The organism is Burkholderia sp. Cy-637, from assembly GCF_011753175.1.
Lineage (GTDB): Bacteria > Pseudomonadota > Gammaproteobacteria > Burkholderiales > Burkholderiaceae > Burkholderia > Burkholderia gladioli.
Window position 1 is genome coordinate 14,499 of sequence record NZ_VWWC01000065.1, and the last position, 21,231, is coordinate 35,729.

Below are 21,231 nucleotides of genomic sequence, written 5' to 3' on the forward strand. Positions count from 1 at the left end.
TACTGAGCCCGGCGGGAATTGCCTCGCCGCTTGAACTTTTCAATCTCCTGACGATCCATACCCGCTTTCAGGTAGATCGGAGAAGTTCATGCTGCGTATCGCGACCACCCTCGTCCTGCTGGGCACCGGCGCCCAGGCGCTTGCCGCCGGGGAAACGCGCCCCTCCCTGTTCAAGGAATACGACGTGCTGGACAAGCGCGACAGGATCCTGCGCGAGGACCATCTGCGCGACTCGCTCAAGAGCGACGCGGAAAAGAGACGGGCAGCGGGGCTCGGCATGTATCCGCAGCATGGGCAGCGCAATGTCGAGCAAGCCGGCAACCTGTCGGTCAAGCCGTATTCGAAGAATATCGATTCGTACTGCTACCAGGAATCGGGCAACTCGACGACCTGCGGTTCGCGCCTGAACTGGTAAGCCCCCTCATCCCGCCGCGGCCTTCACGCGCCGCGCCAGTTCGGAAAGCCGCACGCGCCCGAACTGGCGCAGCAGCGCCTGTTCCGCGGTATACAGCGCATCGCCGAGCATCCCGTTGACCACCGCCTCCACCGGGCAGGCGGGGTTGTCGTCGGCCGGGCCGATCGCGAACGTGCTTCCGGGCGCGATCGCCTCGTGGATATCGCGCACCGTCATCTCGCCGAGTTCTCGGCGCAATACCCAGCCGCCCTTCGGGCCGGCGATCGACTCGACGTAGCCGGCCTCCCGCAATGCCGCCATGGTGCGCCGGACCAGCGACGGCTGCGTGTGCAGCATCAGGGCAATCGTGTCCGAGGTGGTGGTGCCGCCGCGCAGATGCATGTGAATCAGCACATGAAGCAGGCGTGCCAGCCGGGTATCTCTCTGCATGATCCGGGTGTGGAATATTCGTGACGTTTGATGTTACGATTTCACGCGACTTTACGCAAACCTCGATTTACGCAAACCTCGATACCCATCCCGTCCCGGAGCGCGAACATGCCTGCCCTCACCCGGTCCTTCATCGACACCAACGGCGTGCGTCTCGGCCTCGCCGCCCAGGGCAGCGGCCCGCTGGTCCTGCTGCTGCATGGCTTCCCCGAAACCTCGCACAGCTGGCGGCATCAGCTCGGCGCCCTGGCCGATGCCGGCTTCCGCGCGATCGCGCCGGACCTGCGCGGCTACGGCACCAGCGACGGCCCGGCGGATCCCGAGCGCTACACGACGCTGGAGATCGTCGGCGACCTGGTGGGCATATTGGACGCGCTGGGCGAAACCGAGGCGGTGGTGGTCGGCAACGACTGGGGGGCGACCATCGCCTGGCAGGCCGCGCAGTTGCGCCCCGATCGCTTTCGCGCGGTGATCGCGCTCGGCGTGCCGATGATGGGCCGGGCCCCGATGGCGCCGAGCCGGCTGTTCCCGATCAACGAGCAGGCCTGGTTCTACACGCAGTATTTTTCCGAGCCAGGGCTGGCGGAGCGCGAGTTCGAGCGCGACGTGGCCGCGACGCTGCGCAGGATCTATTTCTGGGCTTCGGGCCAGGCCGGCCCGCGCGAGGCCGCCACGCCGAACCCCTTCGGCATGATCGCGCGCGAGGCCGGGCTGCTCGACGCCCTGCCCGAACCTGCCGCGCCGCCGGCCTGGCTCGATGCCGATGATTTCGATGTCCTGGTCGAGGCCTTTCGCGCCTCCGGGTTTCGCGGCGGGCTGAACTACTACCGCAATCTCGATCGCAACTGGATGCAGCAGGCCACCTTCGAGGGGCTTGCCGTCGAGGTGCCTGCGCTGTACCTCGTCGGCGAGCATGATCCCGGGCTGGCCATCCCCGGCATGCGCGAGATCATCGCCGCGATGCCGGCGCTGGCGCCCGCGCTTCGCGACACGCGCATCGTCGCGGGCGCGGGGCACTGGCTGCAGCAGGAGGCGCCCGGCGAGGTCAACCGGGCCTTGCTCGGGTTCCTGCGCGGGCTGTAATCAACCGGTAGTCGGCGGCTTCGATGCCAGGCGAACCGCCTAGCGATGCGACACCAGCAGCACCAGCGGCATGGTGATGGCCGCCAGCGCCGTCTGCACGGTGATGATGCCGGCCGACAGGCGATGATCGCCGCCCAGCAGCTTCGCCATGATGTAGGCCGAGGGCGTGCAGGGCAGCGAGTTGAACAGCACGATGGTGGTCAGCGCCGGGCCGTGGATGCCGAGGCTCACGCCGATCCACAGCGTCAGCAGCGGCACCAGCAGCAGCTTGATGAAGGAGGACTGCAGCACCGGCCCGCGCGCCGCGCGGGCCGCCTGCATGTCGAGCCCGGCGCCGACGGCCAGCAGCCCCAGCGGCAGGGAGGCCGCGCCGAGGATCGAGAGCAGGCTCGACAGCGTGGCCGGCAACGTGAGGCCGCTGAGATTGAACAGCGCGCCGAGCAGCACCGCCATGATCACGGGGTTCTTCAGCACGGCATTGAGGATCTGCCTCGGCGTGGGCGCGCCGCCGCTGCCGTAGCGCATCAGGATCACCACCGAGGCCACGTTGAGCAGCGGAATCGCCACCGCGATGCTGATCGAGGTCAGCGTCAGGCCCACGCTGCCGTACATCGCCGCGGCGGCGGCCACGCCCACGTAGGTGTTGGGCCGCAGCGCGCCCTGGATCACCGAGGAGAACACCGCGCCCGGCTGCCGGCTCCAGAGGCGCCAGCCATACAGCAGCAGCGCGCCGGCGCCCACCGCGCCGAGAATCGCGATCGCGATCGGTCGGATCGGGAACTGCGTGAGGTTGGCGCGGGCGACCTGGCTGAACATCAGGGCCGGGAACATGTAGTAGTAGTTCAGCGTCTCGCAGGGCAGCCAGAACGCGTCGGCGAGCAGCCGGCGCTGGCGCAGCACGAAGCCGAGCAGGATCAGGGCGAAGATCGGGATCAGCGCGGTGAAGACACTTTGCATGGCGGTTCCGTCAGATCAGCGTCCTGGCCAGCACCACCGCGCCGTACACGCCGATGAAGGCGGTCATGGCGCGTTCGTAGAGCGGCGCGCCGGCGCGCTTGAACAGCAGGTTGCCGACCGCGAAATAAACCACCACCGCCAGCGGCGCGATCGCGAAGCCCTCCACGCTCAGGGCCGAGCGCCGCAGCACCGACAGCGTGCCGAGCTGCAACGCGCCGAACAGCAGGTAGTAGCGCGCGATGGCCAGGCGCACCTGCAGCTTGTCCTGATGGCGGCTGACCGCGTACACGGCCAGCAGGGCGCCACCCATGTTGGTCAGCCCGTGGATCACGCCCATCGCGCCGGCATAGGCGCGGTCGCGACGCTGCACGAAGCGCTGCAGGCGTGCCTGCAGGCGCGGCGAGTAGCGGATCACGGCGGCGCCCAGCATCATCAGCCCGATCAGGATCTCGACGCGGGCCCGGAGCCCGGTCGCCACCAGCACCGCCAGCGCCGCCACGATCGCCAGCGCGCAGAACAGCATGTTGATCCGCTCGCGCGCCGGCAAGGGCTCGCCGCGCCCGGTCGCGACCTGGATCGCGGAGATCGCCATCGAGGACGGCAGCAGCAGGCCCAGCACCGAGGTGAAATCGAAGCCGAGCAGGAGCAGCGTGGGGGTGCCGAATACCAGCACGCCCATGCCGAAGATCGATTGCACCACCGCGAGCAGCGCGACGATGCCGGCCAGCAGGTAGGGATCGTGCATCTCAGGCCGCCTCCAGGCTCGCCGGCTGCGGCCAGGACCGCTGCCGCGCCAGTTGGCCGACGCGCACCGTCTGCAGCAGGCTCGGCGACACGTCGGCGTCGCTGCTGGCGGCCAGCACCACCAGCACCATGTCGTCGTGCGCGAGGAACCCGGCCGTCCACAGCGCCTCGAGCGCCACCATCCCGGCGCGTTCGTCCGCGACGCTCAATTGCGGCAGGTACACGCCGGTCGTGCCCGGCAGCAGGTTCCAGGCGCGCACCCGCGCAAGCTCGCTGCCGACCGCGATGATCGGCTGCTGCACCTGCGCCATCGACACCAGCCGGGCCGCGTAACCGGTGCGCGACAGCACCACGATGCGCGTGATCGGCAGGCTGCGCGCCAATGCCTGGGTGGCTGCCCGCAGGTCGAGCTGGCTGGCCGGCACGCCGCCGAGCGGCGGCGCCACCGCGTGCCGGTGCCCCTCGGCCAGCGTGACGATGCTGCGCAGGCGCGCCACGGCCTCCACCGGGAAGCGGCCGACCGCGGTCTCGCCCGACAGCATCACCGCCGAGGCGCCGTCGATCACCGAATTGGTCACGTCGCCGATCTCGGCCTTGGTCGGCAGCGGGCTCTCGATCATGCTGTGCAGCAGCTCGGTGGCCACGATCACCGGCTTGCCGTAGCGCTGCGCGGCCGCGATGATGGTCTTCTGGTGGATCGACACGTGATCGATGCTGGTCTCGACCGACAGGTCGCCGCGATCGATCATGATGGTGTCGGTGGCGCGCGCGATTTCGTCGAGATGGTCGAGGCCGCCCTGGTTCTCGACCTTGGCGACGATCTGCGGCGTCGGCGCGTCGATCAGGCCGCGGATCGCCTCCACGTGGCGCGCCGATTCGACGAAGCTGATGCCGACGAAATCCACGCCGACGCGCCTGGCGAACGCGATCATGTCGCGATCGCGCGGCGTGACGAGTTCCTGGCCCAGGTCGATCTCGGGAACGTTGATGCCCTTGCGGCTCTTGAGCGTGCCGTCCGTTTCCGCGACCACATGCACGTCGGGCCCCGCGACCTCGGCCACCCGGAACGACAGGGTGCCGTCGTCGGCGTAAATGCGCACGCCGGCACGCAGCTTCTCATGGAACTTCGCGTAATTGACCGGCACCTTTTGCGAACCGTCATGCGACAGGTCGGTAGTCAATATCAGGCGCTCACCCGTCTTGAACGACGGTTCGACGCGCAACTGGATAGTGCGGATCTTGCGCCCCGGAATATCGAGCAGGATCGGCAATTCGGGCAGGGTTTCCCGAATCAGGGCAATGGTGGTCTCATGCCAGGCCAGGTCGCCATGCGAGCCGTTCAGGCGCGCGACGGTCATGCCCGCACGCTGCAAGGCCAGCAAGGTGGAAGGATGGTTTGAAGCCGGCCCGATGGTTGCGACGATTGTTGTTCTGGACATTTCTTTTTCTGTCGTTGATTTGCACGCGGCAAATATGACAGAAATATGTCAGCGCCTTTAATAATAAAAACTTGACCAATTAGACGCCAAAGAAATAAAGCTCGTCATTCGAAGTTGAAACATCAATAACGCTGCCGGAACGGCATTCAATCGAATGGCGCCATTGAATTCGAAATGAGCCCTGATTCGCTTCATTTCGAAAATCCCCTTTCACCCCCGCCCGCGCCAAGCCACCAGCACCACGCCCGCGATCGCCGTGGTGCCGCCCGCCAGCGTGGCGAGGCCGGGACGCTCGCCGGTCAGCCAGGCCGACAGCGCGGTGGCCACGGCCGGCGACAGGTACAGGAAGTTCGCCGCGCGCGCGGCGCCGAAATAACCGAGCGCGTAGGTCCAGCTCGCGTAACCGAGCGCGGCCGGGAACACGCCGAGCATCAGCACCGCCGCGAGCGTGCCGTGAGGCGCCGCGGGCAGCGCGCCGATCGCGCCCGGCAGCCACGGCGAGAGCCATAAAGCCCCCGCCAGCAGCGTGTAGGCCGTGCAGGCCAGCGGCCCGTAGACGGGAATCAGCCGCCGCTGCAGCACGAAATAGCTCGCCGTGCAAAAGGCCGCCGCGAGGATCAGCGTGCTGCCGGCGCCGAGCGCCAGGCCGCCCGGCTGGCCGCGCGCGATCACGGCGATGCCGGCCAGGCTGACCAGCGAGCCGATCCATCCCCAGGCATTGATGCGCTCGCCGAGGAACAGCACCGCCAGCACGGCGGTGAAGATCGGCAGCGTGCTGGCAATGAAGCTGGCCGCGCCGGGGGCGACGGTCTGCTCGCCGGTGTTCAGCAAGGCGTTGTAGAAGGCGATGCCGAACAGCCCGCACAACAGGAAGCGCAGGCCGTCGCGCCAGCCCGGCAGGCGCGGCCGCCGCCAGGCCAGCCAGGCGAGCACCAGCACGGCGGCGGTGCCGAAGCGCCCCGCCGCCAGATGCAGCGGCGACAGGCCCTGCAGGCCGATGCGGATGAAGGGAAAGGCCGAAGCCCAGGACACCACCGTGAAGGCGACCGCGCCGAGCGCGAGCAGCACCTGCCTGAGATCGCGCGGCGAGCAGTTTTTCGAAGCCGGGGAGAGCGTGTTCATGCCGGGATCGTGCCGCATCGCCAGCTGTTAAGCTAGCGCATCGATCAACGTCTTCCTGTGAATATGGCTCACAGCTCACCTCGCCCTCGCGTCCCGTCCGCGGCACGGCTCGCCGACGCCGCGCCCGACGCCGCGCGGCCACCGCTGGCCAGTCTCGAGACGGTCTGCAACGTGGCGCGCCACGGTTCCTTCCTGGCCGCCGCCGAGATCTCCGGCCTCACGCACGGCGCGATCAGCCGGCGCATCGCGGCCGTGGAGAACTGGCTCGGCGTGAAGCTGTTCGAGCGCCACGCGCGCGGCGTGCGGCCGACCCTGGACGGGCAGCGCTTCGTCAGCCGCATCGAGCAGGCCTTCGGCATCATCGACAGCGCGGCCGACCAATGGCGCTCGCCGCGCAGCGCGCGCCTGGTCAAGCTGAGCATGGTGCCGGCCTTCGCCAGCCTGTGGTTCCTGGCCCGCCACGGCGATCTGGAGAACGAAGCACCGGCCCTGCGCATCGAGCTCGACATCGACCATCGCGCCGTCGATATCGCGGGCGGCCAGGCCGACCTGGCGATCCGCTACGGACGCGGCAACTGGCGCCATCTGGAGGCCAGGCCCTTCCTGCCCGAAACGCTCTACCCGGTCGCGCATCCGGCGCTGGCCGCGCAACTGGCCAAGGCCATGCGCCGTCACGGCGAGGCCGCCCTGCTCGATGCCCCGCTGCTGCACGACTCCGACGCGACCGGCTGGCGTGCCTGGTTCGAGCCGCTGGGCATCGCGCTCAAGCCGCGCGCGCAGGATCGGCGCTTCGAGGACTACACGCTGGTGCTGGCCGCCGCCGAGGCCGGGCTCGGCGTGGCGCTGGCGCGCGTGCCGGTGGCCGCCGCCCATCTGGCGCGCAGCCCGCTGGTGCGCCTGAGCCGGCGCGAGGTGGTGTCGCCGCTGAAGTCCTACATCGTGCATGCCCGCGACGAATGCCGCCCCGAGGTGCTGGCGCTGATCGACAGGTTATTGAGGATGGCGAACCAGGAAGCGGCGGGCCTGGCGGCCGCCGGCGGCTGACATCGCGGCGCCGGCCGCGCCGCTCACCGGCTGGCGGGCGAAGGCGCGGCTGCCGGCGCCGAGGCGGGCGAGCTGGCGGAAGCCGGCGCCTGCCAGACCACCGCGTTGTCGACGGCATACAGCCTGAACGTAACTTTCGACTTGCGGCAATCGTCCTGGAAGCGCGCGAATTCGGCCGAGCTCGAGAAGCTGCCGAACTTGCCGTCGCTGGTGAACACGAAGACGCGCGGCGCGGCCAGCAGCAGGAACTGCTTGTAGGCCAGCACCACCGGCGCCTTCTGCGCGGCCGGCACCGGCAGCGCGTCGGCATCGCCGAGCGCGGCGTAGCCGCTGCCCGCCACGCTGCCGTCGGCGCCGAAGCGCACCCCGGCGGCCTTCATCTCGCCTTGCCAGGCCGCGATTTCCTTCGCGTAGCGCTCGGGAAGCTGGGCGACCCATTCGGCCGGATACGAGAACGCGAAATTCTCGGTGGCCGTCGCCACCGAACGCACCACGCCCACCAGCCTCCCCTGCTGGTCGAACAGGCCGCCGCCGCTGGAGCCGCTGGTGACGGGCGTGGACGACTGGATGATCGGCACCGTGCTCTCGGGCTCCTGGCGCAGCGAGGAAATCAGCCCGTCGGTCAGCGACAGTTCCAGCCCGCGCGGGCTGGAGATCACGTAGACGCGCTGCCCGACCCGCAAGGTGCTGATCGGCGCGACCTGCACCGGCGCCACCTCGAACTTGCCGGCCACGCGCAGCAGGCAGAGGTCGCGGCGGTTGTCGGGATCGCGCAGCACCTCGTCCACCTTCAGCGTGGCGCCGTTGTTGCCCAGCGTCACCGCGATCGACTTCTCGACCACGTGGCAGGCGGTGATGAAACGGCCCGGCGCGATCAGCACCGCGCTGCCGATCAGGTACTGGTTGCCTTGCGGCTGCTCGGCCCGCACCGTCCAGACCTTCGGCGAGACCGCCGCGAACACCTGCTCGGCCTGGCTGCCGGTCGCGCTGTTGGCGACATGCGCGGCGTCGTTGGCCTGGCCGCCGGCTTGCGCGAACGCGCCGGCGCCGAATCCGCACAACAGCAACCCGGCGGCATGGCGCAGGACGGCGGCGAAGCCTGCTCGGTCGATTCTCAAGGGACGTCTCCTAGCATTCGGATCACGCGATGGACGGCTGCCCGGCGCCGCCACGACGGCGTGCCAGGTCCCGATTATAGGGACCTGCCCGAACGGCCGTCAGGAGCGCGCGCTCAGCCCCGCCCGGCCGGCGCCACCGAGGCGCCCGCCACATGGTGCCGGGCCAGCGCCTCGGCGACAAAGCCCGAGGCCTTGCGCGCCTCCACGAAGGCGTCGAGCGCCTCGGCGGCCGCCTGGCCTCGGCTGCGGGGCAGGCCCATCGCCTGGCGGATCACCATGAAGCGGCCGTCGAGCAGGCGCAGGCCCGGCTGCCGCGCCGCGTCGGCTTCCAGTTGCTGCTTCACGCCGGCCGCCACGTCGTGCCCCTCGGCCAGGAAGGTCGACACCACCGCCGGCGAGGACGGCGCGCGCTCGATGGCGGCCGCCTTCAGCTCGCGCGTCAGGAACAGGTCGTAGGCGCTGCCCTTGCCGACCGTGACGCGCACGCCGGGCCGGTCGATCTCCTCGTTGGCGCGGATCGGCGAGGCCTCGCGAACCAGGTAGCAGCCCTCGATCAGCACATAGGGCGAAGTGAAGGCGATCGACTCGGCGCGCAGCGGATCGATCGCGAAGAAACCGACGTCGGCGCGTTCGTCGCCGACCGCCGCCACCGATTCGCCGGCGGTGGCGAACACCACCAGCTCGACCGGCACGCCCAGTTCCGCGCCGAGCGCGCGCGCCAGGTCGACCGAGACGCCGGCCGGCGCGCCGCTGGCGGGATCGTGGCCGGCCAGGATCGGGTTGCCGAGGTTGATCGAGGCGCGCAGCACGCCGTGCGGCGCGAAGGCGGAAACGAGGGAGGAAGCGATGGCGGGATCGAGGTTCATGAGGCGCGTCGGGTTCGGTTGGGCCGCTGGCCGGCAGGCGCGGCGGCGGACGGGACGGGCGCGGTTTCCCGCGCCGGGGATCGGGGCGATGGCGATTCGAGTATCCCGCTGATGCGCGCGAGCGCGTCGAGCGTATGCAGCAGGTGCTCGCGCAGCGCCTCGGCGGCCTCCTCGTTGCGCTCGCGCGCGAGCAGGTCCAGCACGTGCAGGTGCTGGCGGCAGTGCTCGGCATAACGCTCGCGATGCCGCATCGAGCGATACGACAGCAGGCGCCGCACGCGATTGACGCGGCGGATCGTGTCGATGAAGAAGGGGTTGCCGGACGCCTCGACCAGCGCCTCGTGATAACGCACGCCGCGATCGTGCAGCGCATCGGCGCTGGCCGTCTCGATGCCGCCGGCCAGCAGTTGCAGCTCGGTATCGCGGCAGCGTTCGAGCACGCGCGGATCGAGCCGGTAGCCGGGTTCGAGCAGCGCGGCCGGCTCCAGCGCGAGTCGCAGCCGATACGACTGCAGCAGGCTGTCGGGCGTGGTCAGCATGGTCGAGAAGGCCCAGCCGTAACCCGGCTTGCGCTCGGCCCAGCCCTCGCCCGCGATGCGCGCCAGCACGGCATTGAGCTGCGCGCCGGTCAGGCCGTAGCGCTGGCGGATCAGTTGCTCGGAGAATTCGTCGGGCAGCTCGCCGCGCAGGCGATCGTCGGCGATGCGGAAATACACGCTGGAGACCAGGTCAGCCTCGTCCAGGCCGAGCCCGCCGACCACCTCCTCCAGCGGCTCGCGCAAGGCCCGCGCCACGAAGAAACCGCGATGGCGTTCGCGCGTCACCACGCCCTTCTCGTGCAGCAGCGCGAGCGCCTCGTTGACGGGCGAGCGCGACACGCGCAGGCGGTCCGCCAGCATCTGCGCCGGCAGGTGAGCGCCGGCCTCGAGCTGCTCGCTGCGGATCAGCTCGACGATGCGGGCGGCGATCGATCGGTCGGTCATGGAAGCCGGCATGAAGGATTGACGTGGCAGGGCCGCCCATTGTCCGCGTTTCGGCGCATCACGCAAGCGCCGCCGCGTCCGCGCGCGGCAGGTGGCGGCGCAGGATGAAGGGGATCACGCCGCCCGCGCGCAGCAGCTCGCATTCGAGTCGCGTCTCGACGGCGGCCAGCGCGGCCAGCGGCTCGACGCGGCCGTGCGCGCGCACGATGCTCACGCGCACGGCGGCACGCGGCTGCAGCACCGCATCGCGCGCATCGATCTCGATCCGGTCGCCCGGCTGCAGCGCCAGCGCATCGGGATGCGCGAGCTCGATCATGCGCAGCGGCAGGATGCCCATGCCGATCAGGTTCGAGCGATGGATCCGCTCGAAGCTGGTGGCCAGCACCGCGCGGATGCCGAGCAGGCGCTGGCCCTTGGCGGCCCAGTCGCGCGACGATCCCGTGCCGTAGCGCGCGCCCGCCACCAGCACCACCGCCTCGCCCGCCTCGCGATAGCGCGCCGCCGCCTCGTGCAGCGGCAGGGCCTCGCCCGAGGGCGCGTGCACCGTGTGCGCGACCGGCAAGCCGGCACGCAGGCGGTTCTCCAGCGTGCGGTTGTAGAAGGCCGCGCGCAGCATCACCTCCCAGTTGCCGCGCCGCGACGCGAACACGTTCAGGTCCTCGCGGTCCTCGCCGCGCTCGACCAGGAAATCGGCGACGGGGCTGTGCTTCGGGATCGCGCTGGCCGGCGAGATGTGATCGGTGGTCACGTCGTCGCCATAGACGGCCAGCGGATGCGCCACGTAATGGCCGAGCTGGCTGCCCGCCTCGGCCGAGGCGAAGGGCGGGCGGCGCAGCGCATTCGAGGCCGGATCCCAGGGGAAGCGCGCCGAATCCGGCGCTTCCAGCGCGTGCCAGGCGGGATTGGCGCTGGCGATCGCGAAGGCGCGGCGGTAGTCGCCCGGCTCGTTGGCGCGCGCGACCAGCGCATCGATTTCCTCGCGCGTCGGCCACAGTTCATGCAGGTGCACGGCCGTGCCGTCATGCGCCAGGCCCAGCGGCTCGCGGCCGAGGTCGCGCGCCGCATCGCCGGCCAGCGCGAAGGCGATCACCAGCGGCGGCGACATGATGAAACCGAGTTCGAGCTCGGGATGGATCCGGCCCGGGAAATTGCGGTTGCCCGACAGCATCGCCACCGGGCGCGCAGCCTTGGCGGCCAGCGCCGCGCGGATCGGCTCGCCAAGCGGTCCTGAATTGCCGATGCAGGTGGTGCAGCCGTAGCCGACGATCGAGAAGCCGAGCGCGTCGAGATCCCCGATCAGCCCGGCGCGTTCGAGATAGGCCGCCGCCGCCGGCGAACCCGGCGCGAGCGAGGTCTTGACCCAGGCCGGCACCGTCAGGCCGCGTTCGCGCGCGCGCCGCGCCACCAGCCCGGCGGCGATCAGCAAGGCCGGATCGGAGGTGTTCGTGCAGCTCGTGATCGCGGCGATCGCCACCGGATGATGCGGCAGGTTCGTCGTCCGCGCCCCGCTCGCCAGCGGCGCGCCTTCCAGCTTCGCCAGCGTCTCGGCCACGGCCGTGTAAGGCAGCCGGTCCTGCGGCCGGCGCGGCCCCGCCACCTGCATCGCGATGCCGTCGAGCGCGATCTCGATGCGGCGCGTGTAACGCGGCTGCGCCTCGGGCTCGAACCAGATCCCGACGCGCCGCGCATAGGCCTCCACCAGCGCGATCGCGGCGGCGTCGCGGCCGGTCTCGCGCAGATAGTCGAGCGTGCGCGCATCGATCGGGAAATAGCCGGTGGTCGCGCCGTATTCGGGCGCCATGTTGGCCACCACCGCGCGCTCGCCTGCGCTCAGCGTGCTCACGCCGGGCCCGAAGAACTCGACGAATTCTCCCGTCACGCCGATCTCGCGCAGCCGCTGCGTGACCGTCAGCGCCAGGTCGGTGGCCAGCACGCCCGGCCGCAGCGCGCCGCTCAACCTCACGCCCACCACCTCGGGAATGCGCTGCATCACCGGCATGCCGAACATCACCGTCTGCGCCTCCAGGCCGCCCACGCCCCAGCCGAGCACGCCGATGCCGTTGATCATCGGCGTGTGGCTGTCGGTGCCGATCAGCGTATCGGGCACGGCCCAGCGCTCGCCGTCGCGCTCGATCACGCCGACCACGCTCGCCAGTTGTTCGAGATTGAGCGTGTGCATGATGCCGGTGCCGGGCGGATGGATCCGCACGCCCGTGACGGCCTTCGCGGCCCAGCGCAGGAAACGGTAGCGCTCGGCGTTGCGGGCCAGTTCGATGCGCAGGTTGCGCGGCGCCGCGTCGGGTTCGCCATGCACTTCCACGGCGAGCGAATGGTCGACCGAGGCATCGACGGGCAGCACCGGATTGAGCACCGAGGGATCGACGCCGGCTTCGGCCAGCGCGTCGCGCATGCCGGCGATATCGACCAGCGCCGGCGTGCTGGTGGTGTCGTGCATCAGCACGCGGTTCGGCTGGAAGGCGATCTCGATCTCGCTGCTGGCGTGCTCGATCCAGGCCAGGATGCCGTCGACGGCGGCGCGCTGCTCCTCGCCCTGGTGATGGCGGATCACGTTCTCCAGCAGCAGCCGCAGCACCACGGGCAGCTCGCGCAGGCGCGTGCCGAAGCGAGCCGGCAGGTCGACGATGCGGTAGCGCGCGCCGTCGAGGGTGAGGGTCGCATCAAGGGCGGCGGCAAGGGGGCTGGGGATCGAGGTCATGCCGCGCATTTTGCATATTTCAAATGGAAAATGCAATTTCGGGCAAAATGCTGGAAGGCTATGGGGCACGATCGGCAGGCTTGGGCCGTGCCTGGCTGCCGGCCGTGCGCGCTCGGCGCATCACCAAAGCGCCATCGGCGCTAGAGCGAAACGCGCGGCACATGCGCGTCGAGATTCGAGTAGGCGTGTGTGAGGATTTCAGAATTGCGCCGGCGGCTCGTGGCTTGCTTCGATGCTGTCGCCATATAGAAAAATCAGATACGTTCTTTCATCACGAAAACTCAACACATTCCACACGCGAAAGAAACATCCGAATTATCTTCGCAGAAAAATCTGACCACGCATTAAAGAAATAGCGGAATGCAATAGGGCCCCAAGTACTCCCCATACAACACCAATCATTGACACACATATGGCTGCAGACGCGAGAACGACGGCGTCCGGGTCGTGTCTCGCGATATCCATCGTCACCCAGGTCCCAGCCGCGATCAAAAAGCTACACCAGCCCCAGGCCACTCGGCCTATCACCGGAAAACGTCCATGGGCCGGACCCAATACGCGACAGACCGCATACCCCAAGCCCAGCACGTATAGCGCAGTCGGAACACCGATCGAGATCCACCAATTACCCGCGGTCATGCCGTTCTCCGTCTGAATGTGCACCGACTGATCATACCTTGCCTCGTCACATCAAAAATCACGCAGACGGGAAGGAAGATGAACCACTCCCTTGAATAACTTCCTCATGAATCTAGGCTTGCCGCGCAATCCGCCGGTGATCGATTAGCCCCGGCGAGGCAGACGCTTCGGAAATTGCGCGGCCCAGGCTCGTCGCAGGGTGCCGTGCAGCACGGCGGCGCCAGCATCATTCTCGCGAAACGGTCATGACCTATTTGGATATCCGTGCCGTCGCGCGCTATCCAGAAGCAATACAATCCGGCGTCTGCCGGACAGCATGACCGGGCCGGCGCTTTCCACAGGTAGGGCATCGAGGAGAATCCGCAGCATGTACGCCTATGTCGGCTCGCGCACCACGCGCGAGCGCAACGCCCGCGGCGAGGGCATCAGCGTGTTCCGCGTCGATCCCTCGACCGGCGCGCTCGATCCCGTGCAGGTGCTCGGCGATCTGGTCAACCCGTCCTTCCTCGCGATCGATGCGCGCGGCGAGCGCCTGTACAGCGTGCACGGCGATCGCAGCGAGCTGAGCGCCTTCGCGATCGACCGCGCGAGCGGGCGCCTCGCCTTCCTGAACCGGCAGGACACCGGCGGCAGGAACCCCGTCCACGTCGCGCTCGCGCCGGACGGGCGCCGCGCGCTGGTCTCGAACCACCTGGGTGCGAGCCTCGCGGTGCTGCCGATCGCAGCCGACGGCTCGCTCGGCGCGCTCGCGCAATGCCTCGCGCTGGACGGCCCGATCGGTCCGCATCGCATCGAGCAGCAGCAGGCCAAGCCGCATTTCAATCCCTTCTCGCCCGACGGCCGCTTCGTGCTGGTGCCCGACAAGGGCCTCGATCGCATCTTCGTGTTCCGCTACGAAGCCGGGCGGCTCACGCCCGCCGAGCCGCCCTTCGTGGCCACGCGCGAGACGGCCGGCCCGCGCCATCTCGCCTGCCATCCGTCGCGGCCCTGGGTCTATTGCGTCAACGAACTCGATTCGACGGTGACCGCCTACGACTATCGCGCCGACAGCGGCGAACTGCGGCCCAGGCAGATCGTGTCGGCGCTGCCCGACAGCTACACGGGCAACAGCCGCGCGGCGGGCATCCAGATCGACGCCGGCGGGCGCTTCCTCTACGCCTCGAATCGCGGCAGCGACAGCATCGCCTTGTTGCGCATCGATCCCGACAACGGCCGGCTCGCCTTCGTGGAAGCCGTATCGACGGGCGGGCGCACGCCGCGCTTCTTCACGCTCTCGCCGGATGGCCGCCTGCTGTATGCGCTCAACGAGGACAGCGACAGCATCGCGGGCTTCTCGGTCGATGCCGGCAGCGGCCGCCTCTCGCCCGCCGGGCAGCTCACCTCGACAGGCAGCCCGGTCTGCATGGTGTTTTCCCGCGCCTGACAAGGCCAGCCAACAAAGAAAAACGGGGCATGCCCAGGCGGGCATGCCCCGTTGCCGTTCCCGGTGCGCGGCGCGCTTACCTCAGCGGCGTCGGCCAGCCGATCGCATCGATATCCGGCGCCCAGTCGCTCGGATTCGAGATCGTCAGCGTATTGCGCGAGCCGGCCTGCAGGTTCACCGTCACCGCGGCATGGCGGATCGTGTCGTAGCTGCCCGTCGAGGGCAGCGCGAGCGTGACCGGCGTGCCGCCGTTCACGCTGACCTGCGCGTTGCGGCCGTTCGGTTCGCCGTTGCCGTACAGGATGTCGATCGAATAGGCGCCGGCCTTCGGTGCCGCGATCTGGTTGAAGCTCAGCGTGTTGGCCTGGCCGATGTAGCCGACCTTCTTGCCGCCCGAGCAGCTCGCGCAGTCATACACGGCCGCCTGCCCGCTCAGCGTGTTGAGGGGCGACTCGGCCTCGTAGGCCGCGCGCGGCGGCTGGTAGGCGAGCGGCCCGGCCACCACGGCCACGCGCTGGATCGACAGCGCCGCCGACGGATCGTGCCACTTGGCCAGCACCACGCTGTTGCGGCCCGGCTTCAGTGCGGCCTCGACGCTCACGCCGCCCAGCCCCCAGGCAGCGCCGGTCGGCGGCAGCGAGACGATGCTGCCCGGCCCGCCGTTGACGCTGAGCAGCGCGTCGACCGGTTCGCTGCCGGTGTTCTGGTAGGCGATCTGCAGGTAGCCGCCGGCGCGCTGCGAGACCACGTTGTCGAAGCTGACCGTGGCCGGATTCACGAGCTGCGCGTTCGGCTCGCAGCCGCCGCAGGACGACAGGTCCGCGCTCGGCTGGTAGGCGCTGGGCCGATACGGCACGGCCGCCGTGTCGGCGCCCTGGATCACGTAGAGGCGGCTGGTCCCGGCCGGCACGCGCGTCTCGAAGCGGCCGATGCCGATGCCGGCATTGGCGCGCGCCCAGACATCGCGCACCAGGCCCGGCACCAGCGGCTCGAGCCCGAGCTCGCGCCAGCTCACCGCCATGCTCGCGTCCTTCGTCGAGTTGTTGAACAGCAGCACCGCGCGACGGCCGTTGCCCATCAGCGGCTTGGCCCAGACCTCGACGCCGGGCGCCGGATTGGCCACCAGCACGCCCTGCAGGCCGAGCCCGTCCTGGTCGATCGCGATCATCTCGGGGTTCTTCAGCAGCGCCAGCGTGGCGGCCTTGGGCGGGCGGCCGGTGAAGTCGTTGCCGAGGATCATCGGCGCGCCCGAGATCGCCCACAGCGCGATGTGCGAGCGGTCCTGCTCGTCGCTCAGGCCCATGCCGGCCAGCATCATGTCCGGATCGTTGTAGCGGCCCGTGTGCTGCGCCTCGGGGAACACGTTGCCCTCGAAGTTCTGCCCCACCAGGCGCGACCAGCCCGGCGTGAAGTTGTCGCCGGTGTCGTAGGAGATGTCCTCCTCGGTGCGCCACATGTCGGCCACGTTGCCCCAGTCGTAGTCGCGACCCGTCTTCGAGTCGTTGAAGCTGTCGGGGTTGATGCTGTAGAACAGGTAGCCCTTGCGGCCGGCGCCGAGCGCCGCCTGGCGCAGCGCGTCGCGCATCTTCGCGAATACCGGCACCTGGGCCGGCGCCGCGGTCGAGCCCTTGGTGCACCAGTCGTATTTCAGGTAGTCGACGCCCCATTGCACGAAGGTGGCCGCGTCGAGCGCCTCGTGGCCCTGGCTGCCGGTATTGCCGTTGGCCTCGTTGCCGGGCGCGCCGGGGGCGAGTTCGTTCTGCAGATTGTTGAGCTGGGCACAGGTACGCAGGCCCGGCGTCGCGTAAATCCCGTATTTCAATCCCTTGGAATGGATGTAATCGCCGAGCGCGGTCATTCCGCTTGGAAACGATACATGATTTCCATTCAATTTCCCTTGTGAATCGCGAGTCAATTCCGACCAGCAATCATCGACGTTCACATAGACATATCCGGCACTTTTCAGGCCGCTGCTGACCAGGTAATCGGCCGCGTCGTGAATCACCTTTTCGTTGATGTTGCAGCCGTGCCCGTTCCAGCTCGCCCAGCCCATCGGCGGCGGTGGCACCGGCACCTGCCGCACCAGCGGCCAGGCAGGCGGCCAGGCCTGCTGCGCGGCGGGCGCGGCACCGCTGCCGGGCGCCGCGGCGCCCGGCACCGAAGCCGCGCCCGCGTGATAGGAAGACAATGCCGATATGAATAAGGGAAATGAAAAAAATACCGCTCGGATATGCCGTTTCATTGAATAGGTATCCTGATTCAATTAATGGTTTTATTCGCTGCGCCAGACCTGCTCGATTGCATGCGAACGGTATCCGCCGAATCAGGGCTGATCAAGTTGTGCGACGGCTTCCCATATGTTGAATCGCGCGCGAAAAGGCGCGTTCGCGGCCTCGCGCGAGCACGCCGCGATGCAGCGACGGCGCACACGCCTAGCCGGCGCGGTTTCGTCGCGCGATCGTGTTATGCGGCATTGCGCCGCATCATCGCTGGAGGCCAAAGCGGGGGAGCCAACCGCTCACCTGGCCGCTTTTCGATAGACTGTGCGGATTCTCGCGGCAGCGGACGGCACGACCGGCGCACCGCGCTCCCGATCCACAGGAATTCCCGATGAAGCAAGCCGTCTTGTCCCTTGCCCTCGCTGGCGCGCTCGCGCTGCCGGCTCTCCCGTCCCAGGCCCAGGCCTTCGACGATCGCTGTTTCGCGGTCGGCGACGTGGCCGCGCAGATCTCCGGCTGGCGCAAGAAGCACAAGACCAAGGAACAGGCGATCGCGCAGTCGCACAAGTACTACGGCAACGGCCCCGACGCGCAGGCCGTCGACCAGGCGATCGAGGAGATCTACGGCGCGCCCACCTTGCTGAACCCCGACCAGGCCACCATGCTGGTCACACAGAACTGCCTGAAGCGCAAGGCGGCGCAGGCGGCCGGCGCTTCGGCGGCCAAGCCCTGAAGCAGCGCGCGGCCGGCTCGACGACCACGCCGCGCGATATCGCCAGACCGTTGCCTGCGCCGGCCCTCGCGCCGGCATCCCCAGCCAGCACGACCAACCGGATCCGACTCTCCATGGAAGCACGCCTGCTCGAGCGGCCCACGAGCCGCATCGTCCACGTCAGCAGTGTCGATACCCCCGTGCGCAGCCGCCAGGACGCGCTCGACATCATGCTCGGCCACGGCCACCGGGATCTCGACGGCATCGCGATCGACGCCGCCTGCCTGCATCCCGACTTCCTCGTGCTGCGCACCGGCGTGGCCGGCGAACTGCTGCAGATGTTCGTGAACTACCATCTGAAGCTGGCCATCGTCGGCGATTTCTCCGAGGTCCGCGCCGGAGCGCTGCACGACTTCATCGTCGAAAGCAATCGCGGCCGGCAGGTGTTCTTCGTCGCCGATCTCGACGCGGCGATCGCCAGGCTCGAAGCGGCGCTCGCCGCCTAGGCCTTCCCTTCCGCGAATCCGGCCAGCACCTTCGCCAGCGCGCGCCCCGCGTGGCGCGCCTGCGCCAGCGTCAGGGCCGTGTAGCCGACCAGCACCGCCGGCGGCAGCCGCGCCTCGCGGCAGAACATGCCCAGCGGCTGCAGCGCGATGCCGGCCGCGGCGGCCGCCGCGACGAAGGCGGCCTCGTCGCTGCCCGGATCGAGCCACAGCATGAAATGAAAGCCCGCCTGCTCGCCCGAGATCGCGTAGCGGCCCGCCGCGCCGGCCGCCAACCGCTCCAGCACGGCATCGCGCCGCTGCTGGTAGGCCTGGCGGCTCGCCCGCAGGTGCCGGGCGAAATCGCCGTTGCCGATCAGGCCCGCCAGCGCGCGCTGCTCGATCACGCCGACCGGCCGCCCGAGCGCCGCGAGCAAGGCCTCGAGCGGCGCGCGCAACGCCGCCGGCGCCACCACGTAGCCGAGCCGCAAGCCCGCGAACAGGGTCTTGTTGAAGGAGCCGCAATAGATCGCGCGATCGTGCCGGTCGAGCGCCTTCAGCGCCGGCAACGGCGCGGCCTGGTAGCTGAACTCGCCGTCATAGTCGTCCTCGACGATCCAGGCCTGCTCGCGGCGCGCCCAGTCGAGCAGTTCCAGGCGCCGCGAAACCGACATCGTGACGCCCAGCGGCGACTGGTGCGCGGGCGTCACGCAGGCCGCCACGATGCCCGGCAGCGCGGCCAGCCGCTCGACCACCAGCCCCTGCGGATCGACCGGCACCTGCGCGACGGCGGCGCCGTTCAGCGCGGCCAGCCGCTCCGTCATCGGATAGCCGGGATCCTCGATCGCCACGCGCCGCCCACGCACCTCGATCGCCCGCATCACCAGGTCGAGCGAATGGCGGATGCCGGCGGTGATGAACACGTCCTCGGCGCGGCAGGCGATGCCGCGATACTCGCCGAGCCAGGCGGCGATCCGCGCGCGCAGCCGCGCGTCGCCGCCGGGCACCGCCGCGCCGAGCTCGGCCGGTTTCAGGCCCGCCAGCGCCTGCGCCAGGTGGCGTTTCCAGGTGGCCGCCGGCAGCAGGGCCGGGTCGGCCAGGCGCGCGACGAAGGGCTGGCCGATGCGCGTGCCGGTCGGCGAGGCGTCGCGGGCCGCATCGGGCGAGCGCCGGAGGTGGGACGGGTCGGCGCTCGCGGGCGCGATATCGACCGCGGCCTCGCCATGCGCATCGGCTGCCGGCGCCATCAGATACGCCTCGGGAACCACCGCGCTGACCCGCGTGCCCGAGCCGCGCACGCGCGATAGATAACCCTCCGCCACCAGCCGCTCGAACGCCACCTCGACCGTGCCGCGCGCCACCCGCCAGCGCTCGGCCAGCGTGCGCGTCGAAGGCAGCGCGCCGCCGGCCGCCAGGCGCCCCTGCAGGATCGCCTCGCGCAGCGCATCGGCGATGCGATCCTGCTTCGAGGCGCCGCCTCGCGAGGAGAGGCCCGGCGGCCTCGGCAGATCGAGCGGAATCGCAGCCTTGCCTCGCGTCATAGTGGTCCAGTCCGGTAAGCGTGGAATCAATCCCGGCTTATACCACATCGATCCTGGCGGCAGGCTCGCGGTCCTGCCCGCCGCGGCCCTTCGCCGGGATCGCCACCCCCGCCTTACGCCCGCCTTTCTTCATATGGATGTCATCGAGCCCACGCCACACTCATCCACTGTGCAGATACACGATATCCCGAGCTTGTAAGGAAGCTGTCGAGGCGCTCGCGTATCATGCGATCACGCTGGCGCGCGTCCCGCGCGCCGGCACCGGACAATGGCCGGAAGCCGCGCCGCGCCCCGCGTTTCGGGCCTCGAGGCGGCGCCCCGCCCGCTTGCCGGCCGTCCGGCGACCGCGCCCTTGCCGCGCGCTCGCCGTTCGTCATCCGATCCTGTCACCGATACGCGACCCATGACGCTTTTGCCTCCGGAACCCATGGTCCCCGGCCCGCTCCTGATCGTCGACGACGAGCCGCTGATGCAGCGCCGGCTCACCACCATCCTGACCTCGCTGGGCTACTCGGACGACGCGCTGCTGTTCGCCGGCAGCCTCTCGGAGGCGCGCGCGATCCGCGCCACCCAGCCCTGCGCGATCGCGCTGGTCGATATCGGCCTGCCCGACGGCTCGGGCATCGAGCTGATCCGCGAATGGCACGAGGCCGACCCGGCCCTGCCGATCGTGGTGATCTCGACCTGGAGCACCGGCCCGACCATCGTCGGCGCGCTGCAGGCCGGCGCGACCGGCTACCTGCTCAAGGAGCGCGACGACATCGAGATCGCCTTGTCGATCCGCAGCGTGCTGCGCGGCGGCGCGCCGATCGATCCCTTCGTGGCGCGCCATATCCTCGAGACCGCCGTGCACGCGGCGCCGGCCGCCGCCACGCCGGCCAGCGCGGGCCTGCTGCCCTCGCGCAACGGCGCGCCGCCGGTGCGCCTGAGCCGCCGCGAGATCGAGATCCTCGGCATCGTCAGCAAGGGGCTGACCAACCGCGAGATTTCCGAGCTGCTGTCGCTGTCGCGGCTGACCGTCGAATGCCACATCAAGAACATCTACAAGAAGCTCGCGGTGCGCTCGCGCACGCAGGCGGTGTTCGAGGCGCGGGCGCACGGCCTGCTGCCCTAGCCGCGCCGCGCCTCCAAGCATCCCTCGCCTGCGATCACAGATCGATGCCTGCCCGGCCCGCGACGTTACCGTTCACATCCACGCCCGCGCGCGACGCGGCGGGCGGCGGCGCTCGCGCGCTCGTGCCGCCGTGGCTGTGCTTGCTCTGCCTCGCGCTGCTGACGGTGTTGGCGAGCATGTCCTCG

Annotated in this window: 19 protein-coding genes; 8 read left to right on the forward strand and 11 right to left on the reverse strand. The window is 69.6% G+C overall.

Going from position 1 to position 21,231, the window contains the following annotated elements:
- Positions 1 to 88: 88 nt before the first annotated feature.
- Entirely contained in the window at positions 89 to 415 is a 327-nt protein-coding gene (locus F3J10_RS18190) for a hypothetical protein (protein ID WP_025101523.1), read from the forward strand.
- 6 nt (positions 416 to 421) lie between these two features.
- Here F3J10_RS18190 and F3J10_RS18195 read toward each other — a convergent pair whose 3' ends face one another.
- Complete coding sequence (locus tag F3J10_RS18195; RefSeq protein ID WP_167242661.1) at positions 422 to 844, reverse strand: Rrf2 family transcriptional regulator; 423 nt, start codon at positions 842 to 844, stop codon at positions 422 to 424.
- Between the two features lie 108 nt (positions 845 to 952).
- On the opposite strand from F3J10_RS18195, the gene F3J10_RS18200 reads away from it, so the two are divergent.
- Positions 953 to 1,927 (forward strand): alpha/beta hydrolase, encoded by a 975-nt coding sequence (locus tag F3J10_RS18200; RefSeq protein WP_167242662.1) that lies wholly within the window; start codon positions 953 to 955, stop codon positions 1,925 to 1,927.
- Positions 1,928 to 1,966: 39 nt separating this feature from the next.
- On the opposite strand, the gene F3J10_RS18205 is transcribed toward F3J10_RS18200, so the two are convergent.
- The 4 genes from F3J10_RS18205 to F3J10_RS18220 form a co-directional block, all read right to left on the reverse strand.
- Positions 1,967 to 2,884, reverse strand: coding sequence for an AEC family transporter (locus F3J10_RS18205; protein WP_025101520.1), 918 nt, complete (start codon positions 2,882 to 2,884; stop codon positions 1,967 to 1,969).
- Between the two features lie 10 nt (positions 2,885 to 2,894).
- Positions 2,895 to 3,629, reverse strand: a complete 735-nt coding sequence (locus F3J10_RS18210) for a TSUP family transporter (RefSeq protein WP_167242663.1) — start codon at positions 3,627 to 3,629, stop codon at positions 2,895 to 2,897.
- Position 3,630: 1 nt separating this feature from the next.
- Positions 3,631 to 5,067: a pyruvate kinase gene (gene pyk, locus F3J10_RS18215; RefSeq protein WP_025101518.1), complete on the reverse strand. Its 1,437-nt coding sequence runs from the start codon at positions 5,065 to 5,067 to the stop codon at positions 3,631 to 3,633.
- 210 nt (positions 5,068 to 5,277) lie between these two features.
- Positions 5,278 to 6,189, reverse strand: a complete 912-nt coding sequence (locus F3J10_RS18220; protein WP_167242664.1) for a DMT family transporter — start codon at positions 6,187 to 6,189, stop codon at positions 5,278 to 5,280.
- 57 nt (positions 6,190 to 6,246) lie between these two features.
- Between F3J10_RS18220 and F3J10_RS18225 the strand changes: the two genes are divergently transcribed.
- Positions 6,247 to 7,233 carry a LysR substrate-binding domain-containing protein gene (locus F3J10_RS18225; protein ID WP_167242665.1) on the forward strand — a complete coding sequence of 329 codons (987 nt, stop codon included), beginning with the start codon at positions 6,247 to 6,249 and terminating at the stop codon, positions 7,231 to 7,233.
- A 23-nt stretch (positions 7,234 to 7,256) separates the two neighbouring features.
- Here the strand turns inward: F3J10_RS18225 and F3J10_RS18230 are convergent, their stop codons facing one another.
- The 4 genes from F3J10_RS18230 to acnA all read right to left on the reverse strand — a co-directional run bounded on the left by F3J10_RS18230 (position 7,257) and on the right by acnA (position 12,925).
- The gene (locus F3J10_RS18230; RefSeq protein ID WP_240155628.1) at positions 7,257 to 8,351 is read right to left on the reverse strand and encodes a serine protease; all 1,095 of its coding nucleotides are present in this window, start codon (positions 8,349 to 8,351) and stop codon (positions 7,257 to 7,259) included.
- 113 nt (positions 8,352 to 8,464) lie between these two features.
- Complete coding sequence (locus F3J10_RS18235; RefSeq protein ID WP_167242666.1) at positions 8,465 to 9,217, reverse strand: ABC transporter substrate-binding protein; 753 nt, start codon at positions 9,215 to 9,217, stop codon at positions 8,465 to 8,467.
- Entirely contained in the window at positions 9,214 to 10,200 is a 987-nt protein-coding gene (locus tag F3J10_RS18240; protein WP_167242667.1) for a GntR family transcriptional regulator, read from the reverse strand. The genes F3J10_RS18235 and F3J10_RS18240 overlap by 4 nt, the downstream gene beginning before the upstream one ends.
- 58 nt (positions 10,201 to 10,258) lie before the next feature.
- A complete protein-coding gene (acnA, locus tag F3J10_RS18245; RefSeq protein ID WP_167242668.1) occupies positions 10,259 to 12,925 on the reverse strand; it encodes an aconitate hydratase AcnA in 2,667 nt (888 codons plus the stop codon).
- A gap of 14 nt (positions 12,926 to 12,939) precedes the next feature.
- Between acnA and F3J10_RS18250 the strand changes: the two genes are divergently transcribed.
- Together F3J10_RS18250 and F3J10_RS18255 are read left to right on the forward strand one after the other, a co-directional pair.
- Entirely contained in the window at positions 12,940 to 13,272 is a 333-nt protein-coding gene (locus F3J10_RS18250; protein WP_167242669.1) for a hypothetical protein, read from the forward strand.
- A 650-nt stretch (positions 13,273 to 13,922) separates the two neighbouring features.
- On the forward strand, positions 13,923 to 14,978 hold the full coding sequence (locus tag F3J10_RS18255; protein WP_167242670.1) for a lactonase family protein: 1,056 nt from the start codon (positions 13,923 to 13,925) through the stop codon (positions 14,976 to 14,978).
- 76 nt (positions 14,979 to 15,054) lie between these two features.
- Here F3J10_RS18255 and F3J10_RS18260 read toward each other — a convergent pair whose 3' ends face one another.
- Positions 15,055 to 17,166 (reverse strand): carbohydrate-binding protein, encoded by a 2,112-nt coding sequence (locus F3J10_RS18260; RefSeq protein ID WP_167242671.1) that lies wholly within the window; start codon positions 17,164 to 17,166, stop codon positions 15,055 to 15,057.
- 422 nt (positions 17,167 to 17,588) lie between these two features.
- Here F3J10_RS18260 and F3J10_RS18265 point away from each other — a divergent pair, with 422 nt between their 5' ends.
- Together F3J10_RS18265 and F3J10_RS18270 are read left to right on the forward strand one after the other, a co-directional pair.
- Positions 17,589 to 17,930 (forward strand): hypothetical protein, encoded by a 342-nt coding sequence (locus F3J10_RS18265; protein WP_167242672.1) that lies wholly within the window; start codon positions 17,589 to 17,591, stop codon positions 17,928 to 17,930.
- A 113-nt stretch (positions 17,931 to 18,043) separates the two neighbouring features.
- Complete coding sequence (locus F3J10_RS18270; protein ID WP_167242673.1) at positions 18,044 to 18,415, forward strand: DUF4180 domain-containing protein; 372 nt, start codon at positions 18,044 to 18,046, stop codon at positions 18,413 to 18,415.
- Here F3J10_RS18270 and F3J10_RS18275 read toward each other — a convergent pair.
- Entirely contained in the window at positions 18,412 to 19,932 is a 1,521-nt protein-coding gene (locus F3J10_RS18275) for a PLP-dependent aminotransferase family protein (protein ID WP_167242674.1), read from the reverse strand. The genes F3J10_RS18270 and F3J10_RS18275 overlap by 4 nt on opposite strands.
- Before the next feature lie 403 nt (positions 19,933 to 20,335).
- Here F3J10_RS18275 and F3J10_RS18280 point away from each other — a divergent pair, with 403 nt between their 5' ends.
- Positions 20,336 to 21,046 carry a response regulator transcription factor gene (locus F3J10_RS18280; protein ID WP_025102109.1) on the forward strand — a complete coding sequence of 237 codons (711 nt, stop codon included), beginning with the start codon at positions 20,336 to 20,338 and terminating at the stop codon, positions 21,044 to 21,046.
- The last annotated feature ends 185 nt before the right edge of the window (positions 21,047 to 21,231 follow it).

Bases quoted from the DNA above. Each gene is read 5' to 3' on its own strand.
- F3J10_RS18190 (WP_025101523.1), top strand. From the start codon at position 89: ATGCTGCGTATCGCGACCACCCTCGTCCTGCTGGGCACCGGCGCCCAG.
- F3J10_RS18195 (WP_167242661.1), bottom strand. From the start codon at position 844: ATGCAGAGAGATACCCGGCTGGCACGCCTGCTTCATGTGCTGATTCAC.
- F3J10_RS18200 (WP_167242662.1), top strand. From the start codon at position 953: ATGCCTGCCCTCACCCGGTCCTTCATCGACACCAACGGCGTGCGTCTC.
- F3J10_RS18205 (WP_025101520.1), bottom strand. From the start codon at position 2,884: ATGCAAAGTGTCTTCACCGCGCTGATCCCGATCTTCGCCCTGATCCTG.
- F3J10_RS18210 (WP_167242663.1), bottom strand. From the start codon at position 3,629: ATGCACGATCCCTACCTGCTGGCCGGCATCGTCGCGCTGCTCGCGGTG.
- pyk (WP_025101518.1), bottom strand. From the start codon at position 5,067: ATGTCCAGAACAACAATCGTCGCAACCATCGGGCCGGCTTCAAACCAT.
- F3J10_RS18220 (WP_167242664.1), bottom strand. From the start codon at position 6,189: ATGAACACGCTCTCCCCGGCTTCGAAAAACTGCTCGCCGCGCGATCTC.
- F3J10_RS18235 (WP_167242666.1), bottom strand. From the start codon at position 9,217: ATGAACCTCGATCCCGCCATCGCTTCCTCCCTCGTTTCCGCCTTCGCG.
- F3J10_RS18240 (WP_167242667.1), bottom strand. From the start codon at position 10,200: ATGACCGACCGATCGATCGCCGCCCGCATCGTCGAGCTGATCCGCAGC.
- acnA (WP_167242668.1), bottom strand. From the start codon at position 12,925: ATGCGCGGCATGACCTCGATCCCCAGCCCCCTTGCCGCCGCCCTTGAT.
- F3J10_RS18250 (WP_167242669.1), top strand. From the start codon at position 12,940: ATGGAAAATGCAATTTCGGGCAAAATGCTGGAAGGCTATGGGGCACGA.
- F3J10_RS18255 (WP_167242670.1), top strand. From the start codon at position 13,923: ATGTACGCCTATGTCGGCTCGCGCACCACGCGCGAGCGCAACGCCCGC.
- F3J10_RS18265 (WP_167242672.1), top strand. From the start codon at position 17,589: ATGAAGCAAGCCGTCTTGTCCCTTGCCCTCGCTGGCGCGCTCGCGCTG.
- F3J10_RS18270 (WP_167242673.1), top strand. From the start codon at position 18,044: ATGGAAGCACGCCTGCTCGAGCGGCCCACGAGCCGCATCGTCCACGTC.
- F3J10_RS18275 (WP_167242674.1), bottom strand. From the start codon at position 19,932: ATGACGCGAGGCAAGGCTGCGATTCCGCTCGATCTGCCGAGGCCGCCG.
- F3J10_RS18280 (WP_025102109.1), top strand. From the start codon at position 20,336: ATGACGCTTTTGCCTCCGGAACCCATGGTCCCCGGCCCGCTCCTGATC.